The sequence below is a fragment of the Bacillus altaicus genome (genome assembly GCF_042136375.2).
GTDB lineage: Bacteria > Bacillota > Bacilli > Bacillales > Bacillaceae_G > Bacillus_A > Bacillus_A cereus_U.
Genome location: NZ_CM143394.1, coordinates 3017150 through 3040286, shown reverse-complemented (window position 1 = coordinate 3040286; position 23137 = coordinate 3017150). Strand labels below are relative to the sequence as shown.

Below are 23137 nucleotides of genomic sequence, written 5' to 3'. Positions count from 1 at the left end.
AAGAAAAGGGGGATTTTTAGTGCAACAATCTTCAATTATTTTACGAGATGTATCAAAAAAATTTGGAAAAAAAGAAGTTTTGCATAACCTTTCGTTGCAAATAGAAAAAGCAGAAATTTTTGGATTGGTTGGACCTTCCGGGTCAGGGAAAACAACACTCATTAAAATGATTGCAGGTATTAATGAGTCAACTACAGGGGATGTAATTGTTTTTAATACAAACATGCCTAATCTAAATGAAATGAAAAGAATTGGTTATATGGCTCAGGCTGATGCATTATACGAAGAACTATCAGCATATGAAAATGCAGATTTTATTGCAACGATGTATGGGTTAAAAGGTAAGCGTAAGAAAGAGAGAATTGAAGAAGTTTTTGAACTTGTACAATTATCAGAGCATATGAAAAAGCAAGTACAGCACTTTTCAGGTGGAATGAAAAAACGTTTATCATTAGCGATAGCACTCCTTCATGAACCAGAAATATTAATTTTAGATGAGCCAACAGTTGGGATAGATCCTCTTCTTCGAAAATCGATTTGGGAGAAGTTTTATGATCTTAAAAAGAAAGGTACTACTATTATTGTAACAACGCACATTATGGATGAAGCTGAGTTTTGCGAACGTCTAGGGCTAATTAGAGAAGGAAATTTAGTTGCGATTGGCACACCAGAGGAATTGAAAAAACAAACGTCATCCGGACGAATTGAAGATGTCTTTATGTTAGAAGGAGTGATTGAATCATGAGAGTTAATGGTGTAGTTATCCGTATCATTCGTCAATTTTTTCGAGATAAGCGTTCTTTAGCAATGATGTTTGGGGCACCAATGTTATTACTTTGGTTATTGTCGCTAGTATTTACACAAAAAGACTATATACCGCATATTGCTGTAGTCGATGTGCCTGCTCCTATAGTAAAAGCAATGAAAAATCAAGAAGCATCAATTTATGAATATAGTAAAGACAAAGCAATTTCGGAGTTAGAAAAGCAAAAGGTAGATGCAGTAATTCATTTAGAAAATGGAAAAATGAATCTTCTATTAGAAGGCAGTGATTCATCAAAAAACCGTGCGGTACTTCAAGTATTGCAAAAGAGTACAGAGAAGAATAATGTATCAATGATGAAGCCTGAAGTGGATTATTTACATGGCTCTAAAGACATTACGATGTTTGATGGGCTTGGTCCCGTATTAATTGGTTTCTTTACATTTTTCTTTGTATTTATATTGTCCGGAGTATCTTTTGTAAGAGAACGTTTAAGTGGTACATTAGAGAGATTATTGTCCACACCAGTGAGAAGATGGGAAATAGTTGTAGGATATATTATTGGTTTTGGAATCTTTGCATTTATACAATCTATTATAATTGTAAGTTTTTCAGTTTATATTTTAGATTTATATGTAGCTGGCTCAATATGGCTAACGCTACTTATAACATGTATGCTTTCTTTAACTGCACTAACATTAGGCACATTTTTATCGGCATACGCAAATAATGAATTTCAAATGATTCAGTTTATACCGCTTGTTATCGTACCACAAGTTTTCTTTTCTGGGTTGTTTCCAATGGAATCCATGAATACATGGTTACAAATGTTAGGTAAATTATTTCCACTCACATATGGTGCTGACGCTATGAGACAAGTAATGATTCGGAATCAAGGGTTTGCAGAAATTGCTTTAGATCTTACTGTATTACTACTTTTTTCACTATTATTTGCAGTAGGAAATGTATTTGCATTAAAGAAACATCGCAAAATATAATGATGATAAAAAGGAGCACAATAAATGAAGAAGGATTGGCTGGAAGAATTAGTTGCCGCAACGAATACTGATAAACGTAATGAACGTCAAATGCGTATATTAGAGGCAGCTGTTGATATGTTTGGAGAAAAAGGGTACGCCTCAACTTCAACGAGTGAAATTGCAAAGCGAGCTGGTGTAGCGGAAGGAACAATCTTCCGCTACTATAAAACGAAAAAAGATTTATTGTTTGCAGTCGTGATGCCGACCTTAACAAAGTTTGCTGCACCATTTTTCGTACAAGCCTTTGCAAAAGAAATATTTAAAACAGAGTATGAATCGTATGAAGTGCTTTTAAGAGTAATAATTCAAAATAGATTTGAATTTGCTAAAAAGCACTTTCCAATGATAAAAATATTAATTCAAGAAGTACCATTTCAGCCGGAACTAAAAAGTGAAATACAACAATTAATAGAAACAGAACTGCTTGTACATTTTAAAAAGCTGATTGCAAAGTTTCAAGAAGAAGGGGAAATTATTGAACTTCCACCATCTTCCGTATTACGTCTTACTTTATCAGCTGTACTAGGGTTACTCTTAACGAGGTTTTTATTATTGCCAGAAGAGAAATGGGACGATGAAGTGGAAATTGAAAATACGATTCAATTTATATTGTATGGACTAACGCCACGGAGGTAATGTGATGCGAAAATTTGCTAAACCGATAATTGTTGTAAGTAAATGTTTAGAATTTGATGCCTGTCGTTACAATGGAGAGATGGTTCCAGATATAACAATTCGAAACTTGCAGCCATTTGTTACATTTATACCTGTATGTCCTGAAGTAGAAATTGGTTTAGGGACTCCTCGTGAAACGATACGTATTGTAGAAAAAAATGGTGCGAATAGGCTTGTACAACCGTCAATACGAGAAGATGTAACTGGAAAAATGGAGCAATTTTCAAATGCGTTTTTACAAACATTACCTGAAGTTGACGGTTTTATTTTGAAGAATCGTTCGCCAAGTTGCGGAACTCGTGATGTGAAAATCTATTCTGGTTTTGAAAAAGGATCAGTAAAAGGAAAAGGAACTGGATTATTTGGCGGAGCAGTAATAAAAAAATTTTCGCATCTTCCAATTGAAGAAGAAGGTAGATTGTCGAATTTTATTATTAGAGAGCATTTCTTTACAAGAGTGTTTACAATCGCGCATTACAAAATGATTAAACATACTAAAAACATAAAAGAACTCGTAGCGTTTCAATCAGATTATAAATATTTATTAATGGCATATAATCAGATGAAACAAAAAGAATTAGGGCGTATTATTGCAAATCAAAAAAATGAAACGATTGAAGTAGTATTTGATAACTATGAGAAGAATTTATATGAATTATTTATGCGCGCGCCCCGCTATACATCGAATGTAAATGTATGTGAGCACATTTTCGGATATTTTAAAACAAAGCTAAAAAAACAAGAAAAAGCTCATTTTTTAGAGCTGCTACAGAAGTATTCTGAAAAGAAAATCCCACTTAGTAGTTTACTTGTAATTTTAAAAACATGGGCCATTCGATTTGATGAAAAGTATTTATTAAGACAAACATATTTCGAACCATACCCTGAAGCTTTAGTAGAAATTTCTGATTCGGGAAAAGGTAGAGATTATTAAACGATAAATTACATAATTCGACACAAAACCTCCTATGTTGTTGTAGAACAATGTAGGAATTTTTTTGTGCATTGGTACAGAATCTGTTTTAAAATTAAGTTATGACAGAATTATAGCAATTGTCTAACTAATATTCGTGTCTTTTAAGAAGTAATGTTTGTAGTAGAAACTCGCACGCTGTCGAAACTCAATATTCGATAAGGGGTGTGTAGCGGAATGGAATTTACTCTAACTCGCGAAAAACAAATGATTAAAGAAATGGTACGTGACTTTGCTGAAAAGGAAATCGCACCGAAAGCTGTGTATTATGACAAAACTGCAGAGTTTCCATATGAAACATTTCAAAAAATGGGCGAACTAGGATTATTAGGCATCCCATTCCCAGAAGAGTATGGAGGTTCAGGTGGCGATACATTATCGTACGCGTTAGCAGTTGAAGAAATTGGTCGTGCTTGTGGTGGTACTGGTTTAAGCTATGCTGCAACAATTTCATTAGGTGCTTCTCCAATTTATTATTTCGGTACAGAAGAACAAAAACAAAAGTATTTAGTTCCAATGGCGTCAGGTAAAACATTAGGTGCCTTCGGATTAACAGAGCCGAACGCTGGATCTGATGCAGGGGGCACACAAACGAAAGCTATTTTAGATGGCGATGAATATGTAATTAGTGGCGAAAAGTGTTGGATCACAAATGCAGAGTATGCAAATACAATTATTGTAACCGCTATCAACGGTTTTGAAGACAATGGTAAGAAACGTATTTCTGCATTTATCGTACCGACTACTAGTGAAGGGTTAACGATTTCAAGCCCTTACGATAAGATGGGTGTTCGTGCTTCTAACACTTGTGAAATCGTACTTGATGGTGTACGTGTACCGAAAGAAAATATTCTTGGTGATGTAAATAAAGGATTTAAACAATTCTTATATACACTTGATGGAGGACGTATTTCAATCGCAGCATTAGCAGTAGGTATTGCACAATCTGCATTTGAACGTGCATTGCAATATGCGAAAGAACGTCAACAATTTGGAAAAACGATTTCTAATTTCCAAGCGATTCAATTTAAATTGGCTGATATGGCGACTGAAGTGGAATTAGCTCGTAATTTAGTACATAAAGCAGCTTGGTTAAAAGATAACGATAAACCTTTCGGTAAAGAAGCAGCTATGGCAAAATTATTTGCATCTGAAGCAGCTAGTCGTATTGCGAATCATGCAGTACAAATTCATGGTGGATATGGCTATATGCGTGAATATGAAGTTGAACGATATATTCGTGATGCAAAACTTTTAGAAATTGGTGAAGGAACTTCTGAAATTCAACGTCTCGTAATTGCAAGACATTTAGGATGTAGATAAAAAGGAGGAGTCACTATGTTTCAAAAAATATTAATTGCTAATCGCGGGGAAATCGCAGTTCGCATTATGAAAACTTGTCAAAAACTTGGCATTCGTACCGTTGCTATTTATTCTGAGGCTGATGAAAATGCCCTTCATGTAAAATTGGCAAATGAAGCTTACTTAGTAGGCGGCCCACGTGTCCAAGAAAGCTATTTAAACCTTGAAAAAATTATAGAAATAGCTAAGAAGACAAATGCTGAAGCAATTCATCCAGGGTACGGATTATTATCAGAGAATCCATCTTTTCCGATTCGCTGTAAAGAAGAAGGAATCGTATTTATTGGTCCTTCAGAAGAAATCATTACTAAGATGGGAAGTAAAATTGAATCACGTATAGCAATGCAAGCAGCAGATGTACCAGTAGTTCCAGGCATTACTACAAATATAGAAACTGCTGAAGAAGCAATTGAAATTGCAAAACAAATTGGTTATCCATTAATGCTTAAGGCATCCGCGGGCGGCGGAGGCATTGGAATGCAGTTGATGGAAACTGAGCAAACGCTCACCAAAGCATTTGAAAGTAATAAAACAAGAGCGCAAAATTTCTTTGGTAACGGAGAAATGTACTTAGAACGCTATATAGCAGATGCACATCATATTGAAATTCAACTTTTAGCAGATACACATGGTAACACAGTGTATTTATGGGAACGCGAATGTTCAGTGCAGCGCCGAAACCAAAAAGTGATTGAAGAAGCGCCTTCACCATTTTTAGATGAAGGTACACGAAAGGCTATGGGAGAAGTTGCTGTACAAGCTGCTAAAGCTCTTGGTTATACAAATGCTGGCACAGTGGAGTTTCTTGTAGATGATCAAAAGAACTTTTATTTCTTAGAGATGAATACGAGATTACAAGTAGAACATCCAGTTACAGAAGAAATTACTGGGTTAGATCTAGTTGAACAACAACTACTTATCGCATATGGTGAGAAGCTATCATTTACACAAGATGATGTAAAACGTAGTGGTCATGCCATCGAGGCTCGTATTTATGCAGAAGATCCGAAAACTTTCTTCCCCTCACCTGGGAAAATTACAGATTTAACGTTACCGACAAATGTACGTATTGATCACTTTTTGGAGAATCAAGTAACGATTACACCTTTCTATGATCCAATGATTGCGAAAGTAATCGCTCATGGTGAAACTCGTGAAGAAGCGATTTCAAAATTACAGGCTGCGCTGCAAGAGTTAAAAGTAGAAGGTATTAAAACGAATACACCAATGCTACTACAAGTATTGGAAGACGATGTGTTCAAAAGTGGTATTTATACAACAGGTTTTGTAACGAAACAACTTGTTAAAAAATAAGATTTATGAATATTAAGGGGGAAAAAATGATGACGAAAGTATATGCATCGATGGCAGGAAATGTTTGGAAGATTGTTGTAGGAGTAGGGGACACAGTAGAGGAAGAGCAGGATGTCGTCATTTTGGAATCTATGAAAATGGAAATTCCAATCGTTTCAGAAGAAGCCGGAACTGTTATGAAAATTAACGTACAAGAAGGCGATTTTGTAAATGAAGGAGATGTATTACTAGAAATTGAATAGGGAGATATAGGGGGAAGCGAATTGAAACTACCTAATTTTGCTGTCATTAAAGAAGTCGGGCCACGTGATGGCTTACAGAATGAAAAAAAGATTGTTGGCACAAAAGATAAAGTAAAATGGATTCAACTACTTACAGAAGCGGGATTGTCGTACGTTGAAGTTTCCTCATTCGTTCACCCTAAATGGGTTCCTGCATTAGCAGATGCAAGTGATGTATTTTCTCAGCTAAAAAGGGATCCAAATGTTACATATGCAGCGCTTGTTCCAAATCAAAATGGTTTGGAACGAGCTTTTTTGCAAAATGTAGATGAGGTGAATGTTTTTTTATCAGCAAGTGAATCTCATAATAAAAGTAATATTAATAAATCAATTAAAGAAGCATTAGCTGTAATTGAAGATATAACAAAACAAGCAACGTTCGAAGGGAAAAAGGTAAGGGGGTATGTTTCTACTGTATTTGGATGTCCTTATGAAGGAGATATAAGTGCTCTGGCGGTTGACGAAATATGTAATCAACTATTTTCATACGGCATTTATGAAATCTCACTTGGTGACACGATTGGTGTAGCGAATCCGTTACAAGTAGAGCAAGTATTAGAACATTTATTAAAGAAGTATGATGCTTCGCAGTTTGCGATGCATTTTCATAATACGTATGGAATGGCACTGGCAAATGTAGTTAAGTCTTTAGAACATGGTATTACAACGTTTGATAGTTCTTGTGGTGGACTGGGAGGATGTCCTTATGCACCAGGAGCATCGGGTAATATTGCTACCGATGACTTAGTACATATGCTCCATAAGTTGGGTGTCCAAACAAATATAGACGAAGAAAAGTTATTGAGAGCTAGTCAATTTATTCAAAGTAAGTTAAATATCCAATTACCGAGTCATGTGTATAGAGCGCTTCAACATAAAACGATAAGTAGGTGAGAAGATGCTACAATTACAAAACATTTCCGTTGACTATGTTACACCGCACGTTGTAAAGATTTCATTAAATCGTGAAAGGCAAGCAAACTCATTATCTTTGGCATTATTAGAAGAATTACAAACTATATTAACTCAAATAAACGAAGAATCAAATACGCGCGTTGTTATATTAACAGGTGCTGGCGAAAAAGCGTTTTGCGCTGGTGCTGATTTAAAAGAACGTGCAAACATGAATGAAGAACAAGTTCGTCATGCTGTGGGTATGATTCGTTCTACTATGGAGATGGTTGAACAATTACCACAACCAGTTATTGCTGCTATTAACGGAATCGCACTTGGTGGAGGTACTGAATTAAGCTTAGCTTGTGATTTTAGAATTGCTTCTGACACTGCAAGTCTAGGTCTCACTGAAACTTCCCTTGCAATTATACCTGGAGCGGGTGGTACTCAGCGCTTACCTAGATTAATTGGAGTTGGTAGAGCGAAAGAATTAATTTATACAGGAAGACGTATTTCGGCGCAAGAAGCGAAAGAGTATGGTTTAGTAGAATTCGTAGTACCAGCTGATTTACTAGAAGAGAAAGCGATTGAAATTGCAGATCGAATTGCTAATAATGGTCCAATTGCCGTTCGATTAACAAAAGAAGCAATTTCAAATGGCATTCAAGTAGATTTACATACCGGCTTACAAATGGAAAAACAGGCGTATGAGGGCGTAATCCATACGAAAGATAGATTAGAAGGATTACAGGCATTCAAGGAAAAACGCAAACCAATGTATAAGGGGGAGTAAATATGTTAGATCAAAAACAACAATCTAATTCATTTGAAGAACGAGTTGAAACAATTAAGCAAGGCGGGGCACCGAAATATCATGAACAAAACAAAGCAAAAGGAAAACTTTTTGTTCGAGATCGTTTAGCTCTTTTATTCGATAATGGTGAATATGTGGAAGATGCATTATTTGCAAATTGTGAACAAACTGGATTACCAGCTGATGGTGTTGTAACTGCAACTGGTAAAATACATGGTCGTACTGCTTGTGTAATGGCAAATGATTCAACAGTTAAGGCTGGATCCTGGGGAGCACGTACAGTTGAAAAGATTTTACGTATTCAAGAAACGGCTGAGAAATTACGTGTACCGTTATTTTATTTAGTTGACTCTGCTGGGGCACGTATTACAGATCAAGTTGAAATGTTCCCTGGACGCCGCGGTGCAGGAAGGATCTTTTATAACCAAGTGAAATTATCTGGTAAAGTGCCACAAATTTGTTTATTATTTGGACCTTCAGCGGCTGGTGGTGCGTATATTCCAGCATTTTGTGACGTTGTTATGATGGTTGAAGGAAATGCTTCTATGTATTTAGGGTCTCCGCGTATGGCTGAAATGGTTATCGGTGAGAAGGTAACTTTAGAAGAAATGGGCGGAGCACGTATGCATTGCTCAGTATCAGGATGCGGAGATGTTTTATGTAAAACAGAAGAAGATGCAATTACGCAAGCAAGACAATATATTTCTTATTTTCCAAGTAACTATTTAGAAAAGACTCCTTTGATTACACCTCAAGAACCGAAACAGTTCGATAAAACGTTAGAAGAAATCATTCCAGAAAATCAAAATGCTCCTTTCAATATGAAAGATCTCATTAACAGAATTATTGATGAAGGTTCTTTCTTTGAAGTGAAAAAATTATTTGCTCAAGAACTAATTACAGGTTTAGCGCGTATTGATGGTAAGCCAATTGGCATTATTGCAAATCAGCCGCGTATGAAGGGCGGCGTTTTATTCCACGATTCAGCTGATAAAGCAGCGAAGTTTATAAATTTATGCGATGCATACCATATCCCATTATTATTCCTTGCAGATGTACCTGGATTTATGATTGGTACAAAAGTAGAACGTGCCGGAATTATTCGTCACGGTGCAAAAATGATCTCTGCAATGAGTGAAGCAACTGTACCGAAAATTTCTATCGTCGTTCGAAAAGCATATGGAGCTGGCTTATATGCAATGGCAGGTCCAGCGTTTGAACCAGATTGCTGCTTAGCATTACCAACAGCTTCTATTGCGGTAATGGGTCCAGAAGCAGCGGTTAATGCTGTATATGCAAATAAGATTGCAGCTTTACCAGAAGAAGAGCGTGCAAGCTTTATTGCTGAAAAACGAGAAGAGTATAAGAAAGATATTGATATTTACCGTTTAGCATCAGAGATGGTGATTGATGGTATTGTTCATCCAAATAATTTACGTGAAGAGTTAAAAGGACGATTCGAAATGTATATGAGCAAATATCAAGTATTCACGGATCGTAAACATCCTGTATATCCAGTTTAAAAGCCCTATTTAGGGCTTTCTTGCTCAAAAAGTCAAGGAGGGGAAAACATTGAAACAAGCAGTTTGGTTTCCAACAGAAGAATATAAAGAAAAAACGCGTTTATTTGGTTGGATGAAATCATTAGGCTATGAAGATTACGAAGCTTTTTATAATAAGTCAATTGAAGAAACAGCATGGTTTTGGGGAGAAGCTGAGAGAGCAGTTGGCTATCAGTGGATGAAACCATATACAGAAGTGTTAGATTTAGAAAATGGTACACCGTTTGCACAGTGGTATACTGAGGGAACTTGTAACGTTGTAGAATCTGCTTTATCTCGCTGGCTTGCAGACGATAAAATGAAAACACAAGCAGCACTTATGTATGAAGGGGAAAACGGAACTTCAAAATCATTTACATATGAAGAGCTTGACAGCTGGGTAAGCCGTGTTGCCAACGGTTTGAAACATGCTGGTATTGAAAAAGGTGATCGTGTAACAATTTACATGCCAATGATTCCTGAAACAGTTGTTGCTATGTTAGCGGTAATGAAAATTGGAGCGATTATTTCACCAATATTCTCAGGTTTTGCTGCTGATGCAGTAATGACACGTGTACAAGCAGCTGGTTCAAAAATGGTTATTACCGCAGATGGCTTTTCACGCCGTGGGAAAATTGTTTCATTAAAAGATGAAGTCGATAAAGCTTGTGAACATTGTCCAACTGTTGAAAAGGTGGTAATTGTTCGTCATGCAGGAAATGATTTTACACCGCATAATTATGATTTTTCATGGAGTACGTTAGAAAAAGAAAAACCATTTATACATGCTGAAGAAATGAACAGTGATGATCCATTAATGCTTATATATACATCAGGAACGACTGGTAAGCCGAAGGGGACAGTACACACACATGCTGGTTTCCCGCTAAAATCTGCATTTGATGCAGGGTTTGGAATGAATATAAAACAAGGCGACCGCGTATTATGGGTAACTGATATGGGCTGGATGATGGGACCATTTTTACTATTCGGCTCTTTAATTAATGGCGCAACAATGGTTATGTACGAAGGTGTCCCAGACTTTCCAGAAGCAGACCGCTTATGGGAGACAGTCGATAAATATGAAATTACTCATCTCGGTATTTCACCAACATTAATCCGTGCATTAATGGCAAAAGGTGATGAATATGTAAATAAACACTCGTTAAAGAGTTTAGAAGTATTCGCATCAACAGGAGAACCTTGGAATCCAGACCCATGGATGTGGTTATTTAATACAGTTGGTAAAGGTAAAGTACCAATTTGTAACTATTCAGGTGGAACTGAAATTTCAGGTGGGATTTTCGGGAATGTCCTAATTAAGCCGATCGCACCGATTAGTTTTAACGCATCTTTACCAGGAATGGCAGCGGTTGTACTCGATGACAAAGGTAAGCCAATCCGAGATGAAGTTGGAGAGTTATGCTTAGAGAAACCTTGGGTTGGAATGACGAAAAGTTTCTGGGAAGACGATGAGCGTTATGTAAACACTTACTGGTCACGTTTTGAAAATAAGTGGGTTCATGGTGACTGGGTCATTTATGACGGTGAACAATATATCATTACAGGCCGTTCAGATGATACGTTAAACATTGCTGGAAAACGTATTGGACCTGCTGAATATGAATCTATTCTTGTGAAACATAATAATGTAATAGAAGCAGCGGCGGTTGGTGTACCGGATGATGTAAAAGGAGAAGTTTGTCATTGTTTTGTTGTATTACGAGACGGTGTAATATTCTCTGGAGAGTTAAAGAAAGAATTAATGAGTTTAGTAAACTCTCATATTGGTAAAGCTTTATGTCCAAAAGACATCCACGTTGTAGAAGATTTACCAAAAACACGAAATTCTAAAGTAATGCGACGTGTTATTAAAGCAGCTTACTTAGGAAAAGAGTTAGGAGATTTATCGTCACTTGTAAATCCTGAAGTAGTTCCGTTTATTCAGGGGTTACAGTCTAGCAAACTATAAAATTACGAATGAGCTCTATGTAAATAGAGCTCATTTTTAATGTTTACAAAAAGATAAGAGAGAAAAAGTAAATTTGAAGTTAAAAAATCCACTATTAGTGTTAAGTATGTCTGTTTGTTTTTAGTTTTTATCAAAATAGGATACTGTGGCTGTCTATTCAATGGAGTGATTGAATTTTGTTAAGAATGAAAATTTAGTGAAGAAAAAAGTAATGAATAAAAGGAGAAATCCCTGGGGGACAGGGATTCAATAAGGGAGATATCATTGTCGTTCAATGTCGAAATTTGGCGTATTCGACAAATTAATATTATCACGAATTTTCAGGAGATTGCGATAGTGAATGTGTCAAAAATGTGTACGGATTTCATATTAAAGTGTTATTTAGATAGGAAAAGGGGGAAAATTACGTTCACTCGTTCTTAAGATTTTCCCCCTTAATATTTACTATTTGTTCGTTGTCCTATATACGTCTTAATTTGGTAAATCTTCAACATGTAAAGATTGGGTACTGTCCTTTTTGTTTGAATTATGTGCCTCCTGAGATGTTTCTTGCAGTTGTTCTTGGGCCTTACTAGGAGTATTCAGCGCATCTAATGACACAGGATCAAGTTGTTGACTTAATAAATCTTTTTTATCCATGTTATGTAGCTCCTTTTTGAACTTAGATATAAAAACGAAGTGCTTTTAAATAGTTACGTGGGTATTATGTATCTTTGAATGGAATTATATACACAAACTATATTGAGAATTTAACTAATTATAAAAATTACTTGTGATGACAAGCTTAAGAAATATAAAGATCATTAGTTCTTAATAAAAGCGTTATTTTAGTAGGGTGTTACGAAATTTCATTTAAAAGGAACATCCCAATGATAAAAAAGAGCACTGTAAATCAGTGCTCATCTTATTAGATATTGCTTAGTCCTTAAAAATAAAACCATTACGGACAATTCACAATGGTAATAGTGACGCTAGCCATTGTTCCAGGAGAATCAAGAAGTGAAGCAGTAACGGTTACTGTTCCAGGCCCATTAGCGGCTAGAAATACAGCGGTAAAGTTACCTGAAGCATTGGTAATGACCGCAAGAGGAACCATGAAAGCAAGAGAAGGGTTACTAAATGAAAAACTGACCACTACTCCTGGAGTAGGACTACCGTTTACTAATACTTGACCCGAAAAAAATAAAGTATTATTTCCTTGAGTGGATACACATGCTGTGGTTTCGTTAGAAGTCAAGGTAATAGATGCAGGCCCAGCAGGAAGATTAAATCCAGTTGGTCCGGTTGGTCCGGTTGGTCCGGTTGGTCCGGTTGGTCCGGTTGGTCCGGTTGGTCCGGTTGGTCCGGTTGGTCCAGTTGGTCCAGTTGGTCCGGTTGGTCCGGTTGGTCCGGTTGGTCCGGTTGGTCCGGTTGGTCCGGTTGGTCCAGTTGGTCCAGTTGGTCCGGTTGGTCCGGTTGGTCCGGTTGGTCCGGTTGGTCCGGTTGGTCCAGTTGGTCCAGTTGGTCCGGTTGGTCCGGTTGGTCCGGTTGGTCCGGTAGCACCAGTAGCTCCTGTAGAACCGGTGGGACCAGTAGGGAATTGAAAGGGTTGAACAGGTGGAAGTGTAGGTCCAATAGAACCCGGATTAAGTGCAACAAAAGATAAAAACTCGTCCATTATTTATCACCTCTAAAAATCGTATTAATAATAGTAAATGTAATGACAGAGCAAAGTGAAATGGACAAGCGGTTGTATTTTAACAAATTAAATAAAATAGTTATATGATAGAAAGAGAGATTAGTATGATTTCTTTAGAAATTAAATATAAAAAGGCGATTATCTTCAAATCGCCTTTTGGGTAATGCAGTGTAATTTTATTCAGTTATTTGAAATATAGTTTCATTCGGTTTAGAAAATCCATACAGTTTCCTTGCGAATTTTAAAATTTCTTCTTCACTACCTGTTAAAACTTTAACATCATTCTTAAGGGAATGACCATCCTTCTTTACAGAAGATAATTTTTGTTGCTCCGTATTCAGCGTGATTTGTTTTTCTTTAATCATTTCTTGTTGGTTATTCAGAGAATATTGAAGGACAAAAATTATAGGTAATATAATAGCCAAAGTAGTTATAATACGGCGTCTTGTTTTTTTAATATTACCTTGTTGGGTATTAGGGTTCACTTGCTGTGAGGGTATATTAGGATTTGATTGGTGTGATGATACTTTTGGGATGTTTCCCATTAAAATGCCTCCATTACTAATTGTAGAATTTAAACCGTTTAAAAGTATTATAAATGTTCAATGGGAATTTTAGAAGATATTTTAATATAGGTGAGTTTTGTAAAGTTTAAACAAAATCCTTATTTAAATAAAAGGAACCCCGATTGTCTGCGGGGCTCCTAAGGGTAATCGTCAAGTAATGACGTACTCGACTAGTTAACGATATCATGAATTTTTTGGTAAATATACTGGTAAATGCGTCCAAATTAATGAGAGCATTATTTGAAACAAAAACGCTATTTTAATAGGGAGGGGAATAATGATGATTCCATGGGACAAGCGAGTATACATTGTATCAAGGTGATCATTTTATTACAGAGGGGAGAATTTTAGAGGTTAGTGAAAAGGCGAATAAATCATTATATTGGCTTTGGTGCATGTTAGCTCCAAGCTATGAAAAAGTGTGCGGTAATAGTACAAAGCGACGTCGGTTGATTCGGATAGATGATGATGAAGAATGATATAAAAATTTCATTTTGTAGAGAAATGAGGTGATTAAGGATGGGCATAGAATATGCCATGTTTGTATTAAAAAAGAGCAGAATTTAGCCTATATATAAAGATGTTGGAATTGTTCTAAAGGGGGGAATATCTGAAATATAAATAATTGAGGGGAGTGAACTAATAATGGAAACTAGTACTTTTTTAGGATTGTTTTGGGGATGGATAACGGTTATCGTATCGGGAATACTTTTCTTACGTCCATCGGTACTACGTGAATTGAAAAAATTAGTGGTTGAAGACAGAGGATTTGGTATTATGTATGGTTTTCTATCGATTTTCCTAGGGTTAGGTAGTGTAATCCTACATAATGTATGGGTATTCAACTGGCAGGGGTTCCTAACGGTTATTGCATGGCTTGCATTATTAAAGGGAATCTACATAATTGCATATCCTGAACCCTCCAAGAAAACAGACTTTGAATTAAGGGTACTATCTACACGTATAGCGCTCGCTATCATTGGCGCCTTGGCTTTATGGATGCTTATAGTAATCTATATAAAATAATCCTTTTCTAATAAGAACTATATTAAAATAAATCTCTACGTGTTCATTGACAAAAAGCTGACTATACTTAGTCAGCTTTTTGTATATTACATTCTAGTATTTATCGGTCACAAAAGATATGTTCTCTCTTTTAAGTCGATATTGAAAATATTACCAATTTTTTCTTTTACAATGACAACAAATAAAGAAACATTTACAACGACACTTATTTCTTTTAGAACTCCAATCATTATCACAATGATTCTTTTCTTTAGATTTCCACCAATCATCATTACAATGCTTTTCCTTAGAACTCCAATCATCATCACAATGATTCTTTTCTTTAGATTTCCACCAGTCATCACAACAATGCTTTTTCTTAGAACTCCAGCAATCATTTTTCCAGGACATTCTTTTATACCTCCCTTCAATAGGATTCATACTATTCTATGTTTTAGTAAAAGAATGGCTTGTTTATTAACCTATTATTTTACCTTTATATGATAGAGTGCTTTCTACTAGATATAGAATTCATACAAACTATGCTAATTTTCAAGAGATAGTTGAGAGAACTACTGGTTATGATATTAATCAACAAACACTTGTTGAAGGAAGCGTTAAGATTTTAAATAATATCTTATTTTGGAGTAAGCTTTTCTGAATGTATATTTCACAATGGTAAAGGAAAAATACACCATATCACTGCAAACAAAGCCTATGTATATGTGAAGTAATAGGAAAAGGTGGTCCCTATTCAAGGAGCCGGCTTATTAAAAGTATAAATAAGAAGGTTTAGTACAAGTGTTTGTTTTTTTGTTTCTATGCTTTTGTCTCGTACACTTTTAAGCTATTGGACATACTTTACTAGTAGAAAGGATTAGGGGGTGAGGTTTTGGGTTCTCGATTTAATAATTGTAGAAAGAAATGTACGTGTAAGCATAATGATTGTTGGGACATTTTTGAAGAGTGTAAAAAGGAAAAGAATGAGAAATGTGACAGCTCTTGTGTACAAGGAATTAGAGATGAGCTTAAAAAATTAATTAATAAAACAGTGCGAATTAACACTGAAGGACGTACTTATATAGGTACTGTTTCTTCGGTAACTTGCGATGTTGTTAAGCTAGCTGCTATTCCTGGTTCAGTTGCAGCAATTATATCTCTTTGTAAAATTGAAGCAATTTTACCACCTGCTACAACTGTTACTGATGAGTTTGATTTTAACGGTGTTGACGTAGCAAATAAAGATTAATTATGCTTTATTGATGCTAAGCCATTCTTATGAATGGCTTTTTATTTTGTTTAAAAGGGAATATATTTTTCATATAGAAATAAATTTGAAGGTGTATAAAAGGTTGTGTGAAAGGAGAATGAGAGTGATCAAGCTGAAACAATTTACAAGAACTGATTTCAAACAATTAATTAATTGGGTCGATTCCGAAGGATTTTTAATACAATGGTCAGGAAATGCATTTACATATCCTTTAAATGAACAGCAATTAGAGAAATATATAGAAAGTGCAAATACACTCGCTTTCAAAGTAATAGATGAAGAGACTGAAGCAGTTATTGGTCATATTTCGCTTGGACAAATAGATAATATAAATAAATCTGCAAGAATTGGAAAAGTGCTAGTTGGTGATACGGAAATGAGAGGACATTCAATAGGGAAATATATGATGAAAGCAGTACTTCAGGTTGCTTTTGAAGAATTGAAACTGCATAGAGTTACTCTTGGTGTTTATGATTTTAATACGTCAGCCATTTCATGTTACGAAAAAATAGGATTTGTAAAAGAAGGATTATTAAGAGAGTCAAGAAAAGTAGGAGCTAAGTATTGGAACTTATGGGAAATGAGCATGTTAGAATATGAATGGAAACAATAAAGAGTATAAATATTTTTTAAGATGCCAAGCGTTCCTTTTTTTACGATTACAAAATACAGAGAAAAGAAACTGGAGGACTTAGCAGCAAAGTACGATGTATTTATGAAGGTGTATGTAATAGAAGCAATATAAAAAGTACTAACACCTATACGGAATAGATATAAAATATCGCTGATATGCCATTCATAAAAATAGACTTTTTTTAGCAGAAATCACTAATTATAAATACTTATAAAATTAGCTCTGATATAGCAGATATTGAAGCGAAGAAAAATAAAGATGGGAGTGCATATTGGAAATACGAAGATGACCAAACAAAATTATGGAATATACGACTATAGAACTAGAAAATGATGACATAAATCTAAATGTTATTGTTTAAATTCATATTTTATAATTTCCATTTATAAAAATGAGCCCATAGTAAAAATAACCTAAAAATAGGCATATGAACAAGGTGCATCATCTAGTGATAGGTCATATTTTGTTGGTGTACGTATTGAACCTAGTTTATAGCGCTATTTCTACTTAGATTTAACGAACAGAAATATAGGAAAGCATCGATGGGGTTGTAGTTTATAAACGGAGGTCATGAAGATGAATAAGTTTCAACAAGAACTACAAGCGTTAAGCCTTAATGATTATCAGTCTGGAAATATTGTGTATTGGGACCAGCAAAACCAATATCCATATTACTATATTAAAGATGATGCTCGTCGCTGTGGCGGTTGCGGTCGTTGTGGCGGTTGCGGTGGTGGTCGTTGTGGCGGTTGTGGCGGTGGTGGTCGTTGTGGTGGATTTCGTTGTTTTGGTTGCTTCGGTTGCTTTAGTTGTTTTGGTTGTGGTGGTTGCTCTAATTGTTTTGATGGTTTTAATGGTTTTAATGGTACTACTGTAACATTTGAATATTGATAAGAGACAAAAGGAATCCATTTTGAAAAAAGATTGATCAAAACGGATTCCTACTTTGTAAAGCATTATACAATTTTTATAAAAAAGTGCTAACAAGTTTGCAAACGAACTTGCTAACACCTATACGGAATAGACATAAAATATCGCTGATATGTCATCTTTAAAAATAGCGGTAATCAATTAAATCCAACTAATACGGAATACCTATAAAAATAATTATGATATAGACTATATTCTTGTAGATTATCCGTTTGCTTACTTAAATAGTAGCATGCGGGATTTAATTGATGTATCTATTTATGTTGACACTCCTTTAGATATTGCGATGGCTAGACGGATTATAAGGGATTTTAAAGATAAATCAATTATTGAACTGCATAAAGATTTGAATCATTATATAACACCTGCGAGAAAAGCTTATGTAGAGGCAAGTAAGAGATGATTGGTTTAAGTGGTGTGAACAGCTTACAGAGGAAGAATTGCTTCGCAAACGTGTTGGCGGGGAGTTGGGAGTATTTTAGAACCACTCTTCCATATTGTAGATGTAGAGTACAGCTGGATTAGTGCGCTTCAAGAAAAAGAAGATAATGAACCACATTTTAAAGATTATCAATCAATCAAAAAAGTGAAAGCGTTATCTGATTTATATAGGCGAGAATTAGAAAGTTTTTTACAATTATGGTCTGACGGACTTCGAATCAAAAATATTAAAGGCTTCATGGACAGATAAAACATATAAATACGGTGAAGTTTTAAGGCATGTAATTGCATATGAAATTCATCATATTGGTCAGATAGCTATATGGGCGAGAGAGTTAAATCTTCAGCCCGTTTCAGCGAATTTAATTGGAAGGGGATTATAGATTTAGAAACCGACTTGCATTTAGCAAGTCGGCTTTTTATATAAAAGAGAACTTTTAGTTAAAATCCTCTGATTTTTTCTGACGTATATGTAAAAACATTAAGGTGGTAATGATTAAAAAGATCATAATCGTTTGTATAATTAAATTTTTAAACTGAAGTAAAATGGTCCAAGATGTAATAGCGTCTTTGAAAGCTTGGAGTGCAGAATATGAGGTAGGTTCAAAACCGTATTGAAGTAACTTTTTTGTTTCAACAAAAGCCGTGTTTTCTTCATTGGCGTCTAACACTACAGAAATAAACCTTGTATCTCCTTGTTTTGCTGTACCAACAAAACTATAATTACCGTTAGTTGACAAACTAGTTTGCAAGCCATCAACACCTTTTAGCTTAATGTTTTTATCAAGAGAATAAATCATTTTATTTGTGTTGAGAACTTGAAAATCTTTGAAGGTAAATGGGTAAGAGGTTAGTTTAGTTATATTTAATACATCTGGATAGTCTTTTATTAATTGTGCAGCTATTTCGGCTGCGTCTATTGCTGTTGTAATCGATTGTTTATTCTTCTCACTATTTATTCCAGTGGAATTCAAAAATAGAGATTGTTGTGATAACTTTAGTTGTTTTGCTTTTTCATTCATTAACGATGTGAAATTATCTTCATTTCCAGCAATGTGTTCTGCTAGTTCAAGTGCAGAACGATTATTTCCGGTTAAAAGCAATGTATTTAGTAAATCACGAACGGTTGTTTTATCATTCGATGTTACATGTATAGGACTCGTTTCGGTTTGAAAAACGTCGTTACTTATTTGTACAGATTCATCTAATTGTATTTTGCCATCATGAAGTTGTTCCATCACAATATACTCAGTCATTAATTTAGATAAAGTGGCCGACTGAATGGGAGTACTTTCATTTTTTTTATAAACAATCTCACCAGAATTAGTATCTATTAAAATAGCTGATTTAGCTTGAATAATTGGACCATTCACATAAAGGTAAAAATATAAAACGATAAGTGCAGTAATGAGAAAAGATAATAATAAAACTGTTATTTTTTTCAAGAATTGCATAAGCGATCCTCCTACTATTACATCAATAATATTATTGTAAAAAGGAATGCTTAATTAGAAAGAAAGAAAAGGTAAAGAATTTCTAAAGAATTATAAAGGATTATTAAATTTTGGATATTGATGGAATATAAAAGGTTCAATTTCTTATATGATAAAAAATTGAACCTATAAATATGTGGTATTAAGCTTTATAAGGGAGTAGTTTTACAGTGAAAGTTGTTTTTTTATCATCGCTATATACTTCAATTGTTCCTTTATGCAATTCAACAATACTTTTTGCAATTGCTAATCCGAGCCCAGATCCACCAGTGTTTGTTGAACGTGATTTTTCAACACGATAAAAACGTTCAAAAATATGAGGTAAATCAGTACTAGGGATAGGTTGTCCGTAATTTGTTATATCAATTGTAATCATGTTATTGCTTTCGTAAGCGGTAATATCAATATGATCTCCATCATTTCCATAAGTAATAGCGTTTATGATTAGATTTTCAAACACACGTACTAATTTATCCCCATCAGCTAGTACCATTAGCTTTTGAGATGGGAAAGAAGGGCGACATTCAATATTAGCTTCTTGAAGCTGTATCCGAAATTGGACAGTTAATTGTCCAATCAATTCTACAATATCAATGGGAGCAGAATATAAACTTAACTCTTTATTTTGAACGCGTGTATATTCAAACAAGTCATTCATTAATGCATTAAGACGAGTTACTTTATCGTAAATGACTTGAATATAGTATCGTAATTCTACTTCATCTCTATAATTATCATGATGGATTAAATTTACGTATCCAACTATAGATGTAAGAGGGGTTCGTAAGTCATGTGATACATTTGTAATAAGTTCGCTTTTTGCTTGTTCTGCCTGTCTTTCTTCATCAATCGAAACTTTTAATTGCTCAATAATTTGATTGACCCCAGTTGCCAGTTCTTCTAAATAATTATGGTGTACGATGGAAACTTTATGATTAAAGTTTCCACTTGCAATATACCGAATCTCTTCAATCATTTTTTTTATACAAGTTTCATAGTAAACCTTTCTTTCATGACGATAAAAAATGTATAAATAGGATGAGAAAATAGAAAATAAAAACAAATAAGATACAATCATCATCCATAAAGACTCTTTTAATCCAATATATTTTTCATGGCCAAAAATTCTAATGAATTCTTTTCCTAGTTCGCTTAAAGTAAGTGAACTCTCAATTACACTAGTAACGAGGCGATAAATAATTAATTCAGTAATAGGGGTTAGTGTGATAGCTAATAAGAGCCAAAAAATAATTTTCCATTTTGGGATATCTTTTAATATGTCAAAAGCTTCATTTCTCAATTTTATAGCCTACTCCCCAAACAGTATGAATAAACTTTTCTCCATTCATTACTGTTTCAAGTTTATCCCGCAAATTACTAATATGAACCATCACAGTTTTATTTGAACCATAACCATCTTCATTCCAAACGCGTTCAAAAATTTCTTCGGAACTAAAAACTCTTCCTGTATTACTCGCAAGTAAATATAAAATATCAAATTCAATAGATGTGAGTTTAATATATTCTCCATTTACTTTAACAGTATGATTATGTTTATGTATTTCAACAGAACGAATACGAATAATACCATCTTCATTCTTTTGGGAAGTAGCATTTTGGAAAGAGGATCTTCGTAATAAAGCTTTCACTCTAGCAACTAATTCTAGTGGATTAAACGGTTTAATCATATAATCATCTGCGCCTGTCATAAGTCCTAAAATTTTATCCATATCTTCAGCCTTTGCACTAAGCATAAGGATAGGTACAGTATTATTTTCACGCACTTCTTGACAAACTTCTAATCCGTTTCGTTTGGGCATCATAATATCCAAAATCATAAGGTCAACTTCATATGTAGATATCATTTGTAATGCTTCATCACCATCATAAGCTTTATAAATGTTATAGCCTTCATTTCGTAAATAAACAGCGAGTAATTCTACAATATCTTTATCATCATCAATAATTAATATGTTTTTATTCATTATATAGTTAGTTCCTTTCCTTACAATTAATCAACATTACTATAATATCAAATATTTATGTATTTTGTAGTAATGTTTCTACATAAAATTTCATGTATCGTATTAAAAAGGAATTAAAACATTCATAACGAATACAAAATAATAAGGATATTTTAACTCCACATTATACTGAAAGATAGTTATAAGGGGGACTTGCTATGTTATATAATGATATATATTCATTTACTACAACTGGAAAAATAGAAAATGATATTAAAGCTTTTCTATTAAAATACAATAAAGAAGTTACATATAAACATTCAATTCGTGTGGCAAATGAGGCGAGAAAAATTGCGGAAATATTTTATGAAGATGAAGAAAAAGCAGCGATTGCAGGATGTTTACATGATATTAGTGCGATCTTTCCGAACGAGGAGCGGATTGCAGTTGCTGAAAAATTCGGAATAGAAATATTACAAGAAGAACGAGAGTTTCCAATGATTATTCATCAAAAATTATCGAGTGTAATTGCAAAAGAGATATTTAAAATAGAAGACGAAGAAGTTTTAAATGCAATCAGTTGCCACACTACTTTGCGTAAACATGCAACGAAGATGGATTTAGTATTATTTATTGCTGATAAATTAGAATGGGATCAAATAGGGACACCATCATATTTAATTGAGGTAAAAAAAGGATTGGAAAAATCTTTGGAACATGCTGCTTTTGTATATATTTCATATTTGTGGGAAAGAAAAGATACATTAAAAGTCATACATCCGTGGCTAGAAGAAGCATATTGGCATTTAAAAGAAATTGTAGAGTAGGAAGGGTATAAAAATGCAATTAAAAGAATATATGAATCAAACATTTCCAGGAGTTACGTTAGTACCGTACATATACTTTCAGTGGGAAAACCATCTACATTTTGATTTTGGTAAAGATAAATATCAAAATGTAGAAGGAACCGACGATTTAAACATGGAATACTTCTCTCAAATATATACATGTAATAAATACTTATTTGAAGATATATTTTCAAAAGAAGATACCGTCTTTTTAGTCACAAATGTTTATCGATTTAAACAGGAAAATATAAAAAATCCGCAGAAAATAAATGTATATAATAGATTTATTAAAAAGAGGGATTTAAAGTTTCATATAAGACAAGAAACATTACCTTTTCTATTTGAAGATGAAGAAGCTGATTTATATTGTACATATCAATTTTCCTTAAAATGTTTTGTGGAAGATATTAAATATGAACCGCTTATTCAAGCAGCTAATCATGAAGATTTCCCTGACCTACGTCCACGTCTAGGACGAAAAAAGAAATTTCATATCCAGATGTATTTTTTATAAATGTAACAAAGGATATTATCATGTTTATTTATGATGATAGAGGATGTGAAGTAATCGCGAAGAATAAAGGAATGATACGGAATTTATATGAGAAGTATAAAGAGTGGATACCAGATTATGAACGGAAAAGTATAGATGACTTATTTAAATAAAAATAGGAGGAAG

24 protein-coding genes and 5 pseudogenes are annotated in these 23137 nt (G+C 34.3%); 22 read left to right on the top strand and 7 right to left on the bottom strand.

The features are described from left to right. Positions 1-19: 19 nt before the first annotated feature. The 11 genes from ACE38F_RS15880 (at position 20) to ACE38F_RS15830 (ending at position 11629) form a co-directional block, all read left to right on the top strand. The gene (locus tag ACE38F_RS15880; protein WP_002065516.1) at positions 20-745 is read left to right on the top strand and encodes an ABC transporter ATP-binding protein; all 726 of its coding nucleotides are present in this window, start codon (positions 20-22) and stop codon (positions 743-745) included. Beyond that, positions 742-1761 (top strand): ABC transporter permease, encoded by a 1020-nt coding sequence (locus tag ACE38F_RS15875; RefSeq protein ID WP_215556394.1) that lies wholly within the window; start codon positions 742-744, stop codon positions 1759-1761. Before ACE38F_RS15880 ends, ACE38F_RS15875 begins: the two co-directional genes overlap by 4 nt. Before the next feature lie 24 nt (positions 1762-1785). Then, positions 1786-2439 carry a TetR/AcrR family transcriptional regulator gene (locus ACE38F_RS15870; protein ID WP_002065518.1) on the top strand — a complete coding sequence of 218 codons (654 nt, stop codon included), beginning with the start codon at positions 1786-1788 and terminating at the stop codon, positions 2437-2439. Between the two features lie 4 nt (positions 2440-2443). Then, on the top strand, positions 2444-3412 hold the full coding sequence (locus ACE38F_RS15865; protein WP_375369138.1) for a YbgA family protein: 969 nt from the start codon (positions 2444-2446) through the stop codon (positions 3410-3412). A gap of 216 nt (positions 3413-3628) precedes the next feature. After that, a complete protein-coding gene (locus ACE38F_RS15860) occupies positions 3629-4774 on the top strand; it encodes an acyl-CoA dehydrogenase (protein WP_105587023.1) in 1146 nt (381 codons plus the stop codon). A gap of 15 nt (positions 4775-4789) precedes the next feature. Beyond that, complete coding sequence (locus tag ACE38F_RS15855) at positions 4790-6127, top strand: acetyl-CoA carboxylase biotin carboxylase subunit (protein WP_341306728.1); 1338 nt, start codon at positions 4790-4792, stop codon at positions 6125-6127. A 26-nt stretch (positions 6128-6153) separates the two neighbouring features. Further along, a complete protein-coding gene (locus ACE38F_RS15850; protein ID WP_001985297.1) occupies positions 6154-6369 on the top strand; it encodes an acetyl-CoA carboxylase biotin carboxyl carrier protein subunit in 216 nt (71 codons plus the stop codon). 21 nt (positions 6370-6390) lie between these two features. Beyond that, entirely contained in the window at positions 6391-7302 is a 912-nt protein-coding gene (gene mvaB, locus ACE38F_RS15845) for a hydroxymethylglutaryl-CoA lyase (protein ID WP_215556398.1), read from the top strand. Between the two features lie 4 nt (positions 7303-7306). After that, positions 7307-8095, top strand: a complete 789-nt coding sequence (locus ACE38F_RS15840) for an enoyl-CoA hydratase (protein ID WP_375369137.1) — start codon at positions 7307-7309, stop codon at positions 8093-8095. A gap of 2 nt (positions 8096-8097) precedes the next feature. Continuing rightward, positions 8098-9639 carry an acyl-CoA carboxylase subunit beta gene (locus ACE38F_RS15835; protein ID WP_002017014.1) on the top strand — a complete coding sequence of 514 codons (1542 nt, stop codon included), beginning with the start codon at positions 8098-8100 and terminating at the stop codon, positions 9637-9639. A gap of 49 nt (positions 9640-9688) precedes the next feature. Further along, entirely contained in the window at positions 9689-11629 is a 1941-nt protein-coding gene (locus tag ACE38F_RS15830; protein ID WP_375369135.1) for an AMP-binding protein, read from the top strand. 471 nt (positions 11630-12100) lie between these two features. Here the strand turns inward: ACE38F_RS15830 and ACE38F_RS15825 are convergent, their stop codons facing one another. Next, positions 12101-12268 (bottom strand): hypothetical protein, encoded by a 168-nt coding sequence (locus ACE38F_RS15825; RefSeq protein ID WP_002065527.1) that lies wholly within the window; start codon positions 12266-12268, stop codon positions 12101-12103. Positions 12269-12585: 317 nt separating this feature from the next. On the opposite strand from ACE38F_RS15825, the gene ACE38F_RS15820 reads away from it, so the two are divergent. Next, on the top strand, positions 12586-12801 hold the full coding sequence (locus ACE38F_RS15820) for a hypothetical protein (RefSeq protein ID WP_002085442.1): 216 nt from the start codon (positions 12586-12588) through the stop codon (positions 12799-12801). Between the two features lie 428 nt (positions 12802-13229). Here the strand turns inward: ACE38F_RS15820 and ACE38F_RS15815 are convergent. Together ACE38F_RS15815 and ACE38F_RS15810 are read right to left on the bottom strand one after the other, a co-directional pair. Continuing rightward, a pseudogene (locus ACE38F_RS15815) lies at positions 13230-13286 on the bottom strand (exosporium leader peptide-containing protein); the annotation flags it as partial. A 197-nt stretch (positions 13287-13483) separates the two neighbouring features. Then, entirely contained in the window at positions 13484-13852 is a 369-nt protein-coding gene (locus ACE38F_RS15810) for an FtsB family cell division protein (RefSeq protein ID WP_341306722.1), read from the bottom strand. Between the two features lie 329 nt (positions 13853-14181). Between ACE38F_RS15810 and ACE38F_RS15805 the strand changes: the two genes are divergently transcribed. Together ACE38F_RS15805 and ACE38F_RS15800 are read left to right on the top strand one after the other, a co-directional pair. Further along, entirely contained in the window at positions 14182-14352 is a 171-nt protein-coding gene (locus ACE38F_RS15805) for a hypothetical protein (protein ID WP_375369132.1), read from the top strand. Between the two features lie 166 nt (positions 14353-14518). After that, positions 14519-14899, top strand: a complete 381-nt coding sequence (locus ACE38F_RS15800) for a hypothetical protein (protein WP_375369131.1) — start codon at positions 14519-14521, stop codon at positions 14897-14899. Between the two features lie 107 nt (positions 14900-15006). Here the strand turns inward: ACE38F_RS15800 and ACE38F_RS15795 are convergent, their stop codons facing one another. After that, positions 15007-15309, bottom strand: a complete 303-nt coding sequence (locus ACE38F_RS15795) for a hypothetical protein (protein ID WP_375369130.1) — start codon at positions 15307-15309, stop codon at positions 15007-15009. A 461-nt stretch (positions 15310-15770) separates the two neighbouring features. On the opposite strand from ACE38F_RS15795, the gene ACE38F_RS15790 reads away from it, so the two are divergent. From ACE38F_RS15790 to ACE38F_RS15765, 6 genes and pseudogenes are all read left to right on the top strand, one after another. Next, positions 15771-16127 carry a hypothetical protein gene (locus ACE38F_RS15790; RefSeq protein WP_375369129.1) on the top strand — a complete coding sequence of 119 codons (357 nt, stop codon included), beginning with the start codon at positions 15771-15773 and terminating at the stop codon, positions 16125-16127. 124 nt (positions 16128-16251) lie between these two features. After that, positions 16252-16761, top strand: a complete 510-nt coding sequence (locus ACE38F_RS15785; protein ID WP_215556407.1) for a GNAT family N-acetyltransferase — start codon at positions 16252-16254, stop codon at positions 16759-16761. A gap of 18 nt (positions 16762-16779) precedes the next feature. After that, positions 16780-16893: pseudogene (locus ACE38F_RS15780) on the top strand (replication-relaxation family protein); the annotation flags it as partial. A 465-nt stretch (positions 16894-17358) separates the two neighbouring features. Further along, entirely contained in the window at positions 17359-17673 is a 315-nt protein-coding gene (locus ACE38F_RS15775; RefSeq protein ID WP_375369127.1) for a heterocycloanthracin/sonorensin family bacteriocin, read from the top strand. 214 nt (positions 17674-17887) lie between these two features. Next, positions 17888-18103 (top strand): annotated as a pseudogene (locus ACE38F_RS15770) (nucleoside/nucleotide kinase family protein); the annotation flags it as partial. Further along, positions 18102-18536: pseudogene (locus ACE38F_RS15765) on the top strand (DinB family protein); the annotation flags it as partial. The pseudogenes ACE38F_RS15770 and ACE38F_RS15765, both read left to right, overlap by 2 nt. A gap of 54 nt (positions 18537-18590) precedes the next feature. Here ACE38F_RS15765 and ACE38F_RS15760 read toward each other — a convergent pair. The 3 genes from ACE38F_RS15760 to ACE38F_RS15750 all read right to left on the bottom strand — a co-directional run bounded on the left by ACE38F_RS15760 (position 18591) and on the right by ACE38F_RS15750 (position 21631). Beyond that, on the bottom strand, positions 18591-19607 hold the full coding sequence (locus tag ACE38F_RS15760) for a D-alanyl-D-alanine carboxypeptidase family protein (RefSeq protein ID WP_375369126.1): 1017 nt from the start codon (positions 19605-19607) through the stop codon (positions 18591-18593). A gap of 181 nt (positions 19608-19788) precedes the next feature. Next, positions 19789-20946, bottom strand: coding sequence for a sensor histidine kinase (locus ACE38F_RS15755; protein ID WP_002110024.1), 1158 nt, complete (start codon positions 20944-20946; stop codon positions 19789-19791). Next, positions 20936-21631, bottom strand: a complete 696-nt coding sequence (locus ACE38F_RS15750) for a response regulator transcription factor (RefSeq protein WP_002110025.1) — start codon at positions 21629-21631, stop codon at positions 20936-20938. Before ACE38F_RS15750 ends, ACE38F_RS15755 begins: the two co-directional genes overlap by 11 nt. Before the next feature lie 197 nt (positions 21632-21828). On the opposite strand from ACE38F_RS15750, the gene yqeK reads away from it, so the two are divergent. Beyond that, positions 21829-22437, top strand: coding sequence for a bis(5'-nucleosyl)-tetraphosphatase (symmetrical) YqeK (yqeK, locus tag ACE38F_RS15745; protein WP_375369124.1), 609 nt, complete (start codon positions 21829-21831; stop codon positions 22435-22437). A gap of 13 nt (positions 22438-22450) precedes the next feature. Continuing rightward, positions 22451-23124, top strand: a pseudogene (locus ACE38F_RS15740) (DUF3885 domain-containing protein). Positions 23125-23137: the final 13 nt, after the last annotated feature.

Bases quoted from the DNA above. Each gene is read 5' to 3' on its own strand.
- ACE38F_RS15875 (WP_215556394.1), top strand. From the start codon at position 742: ATGAGAGTTAATGGTGTAGTTATCCGTATCATTCGTCAATTTTTTCGA.
- ACE38F_RS15870 (WP_002065518.1), top strand. From the start codon at position 1,786: ATGAAGAAGGATTGGCTGGAAGAATTAGTTGCCGCAACGAATACTGAT.
- ACE38F_RS15865 (WP_375369138.1), top strand. From the start codon at position 2,444: ATGCGAAAATTTGCTAAACCGATAATTGTTGTAAGTAAATGTTTAGAA.
- ACE38F_RS15860 (WP_105587023.1), top strand. From the start codon at position 3,629: ATGGAATTTACTCTAACTCGCGAAAAACAAATGATTAAAGAAATGGTA.
- ACE38F_RS15855 (WP_341306728.1), top strand. From the start codon at position 4,790: ATGTTTCAAAAAATATTAATTGCTAATCGCGGGGAAATCGCAGTTCGC.
- ACE38F_RS15850 (WP_001985297.1), top strand. From the start codon at position 6,154: ATGATGACGAAAGTATATGCATCGATGGCAGGAAATGTTTGGAAGATT.
- ACE38F_RS15840 (WP_375369137.1), top strand. From the start codon at position 7,307: ATGCTACAATTACAAAACATTTCCGTTGACTATGTTACACCGCACGTT.
- ACE38F_RS15835 (WP_002017014.1), top strand. From the start codon at position 8,098: ATGTTAGATCAAAAACAACAATCTAATTCATTTGAAGAACGAGTTGAA.
- ACE38F_RS15825 (WP_002065527.1), bottom strand. From the start codon at position 12,268: ATGGATAAAAAAGATTTATTAAGTCAACAACTTGATCCTGTGTCATTA.
- ACE38F_RS15820 (WP_002085442.1), top strand. From the start codon at position 12,586: ATGGTAATAGTGACGCTAGCCATTGTTCCAGGAGAATCAAGAAGTGAA.
- ACE38F_RS15810 (WP_341306722.1), bottom strand. From the start codon at position 13,852: ATGGGAAACATCCCAAAAGTATCATCACACCAATCAAATCCTAATATA.
- ACE38F_RS15800 (WP_375369131.1), top strand. From the start codon at position 14,519: ATGGAAACTAGTACTTTTTTAGGATTGTTTTGGGGATGGATAACGGTT.
- ACE38F_RS15775 (WP_375369127.1), top strand. From the start codon at position 17,359: ATGAATAAGTTTCAACAAGAACTACAAGCGTTAAGCCTTAATGATTAT.
- ACE38F_RS15760 (WP_375369126.1), bottom strand. From the start codon at position 19,607: ATGCAATTCTTGAAAAAAATAACAGTTTTATTATTATCTTTTCTCATT.
- ACE38F_RS15750 (WP_002110025.1), bottom strand. From the start codon at position 21,631: ATGAATAAAAACATATTAATTATTGATGATGATAAAGATATTGTAGAA.
- yqeK (WP_375369124.1), top strand. From the start codon at position 21,829: ATGTTATATAATGATATATATTCATTTACTACAACTGGAAAAATAGAA.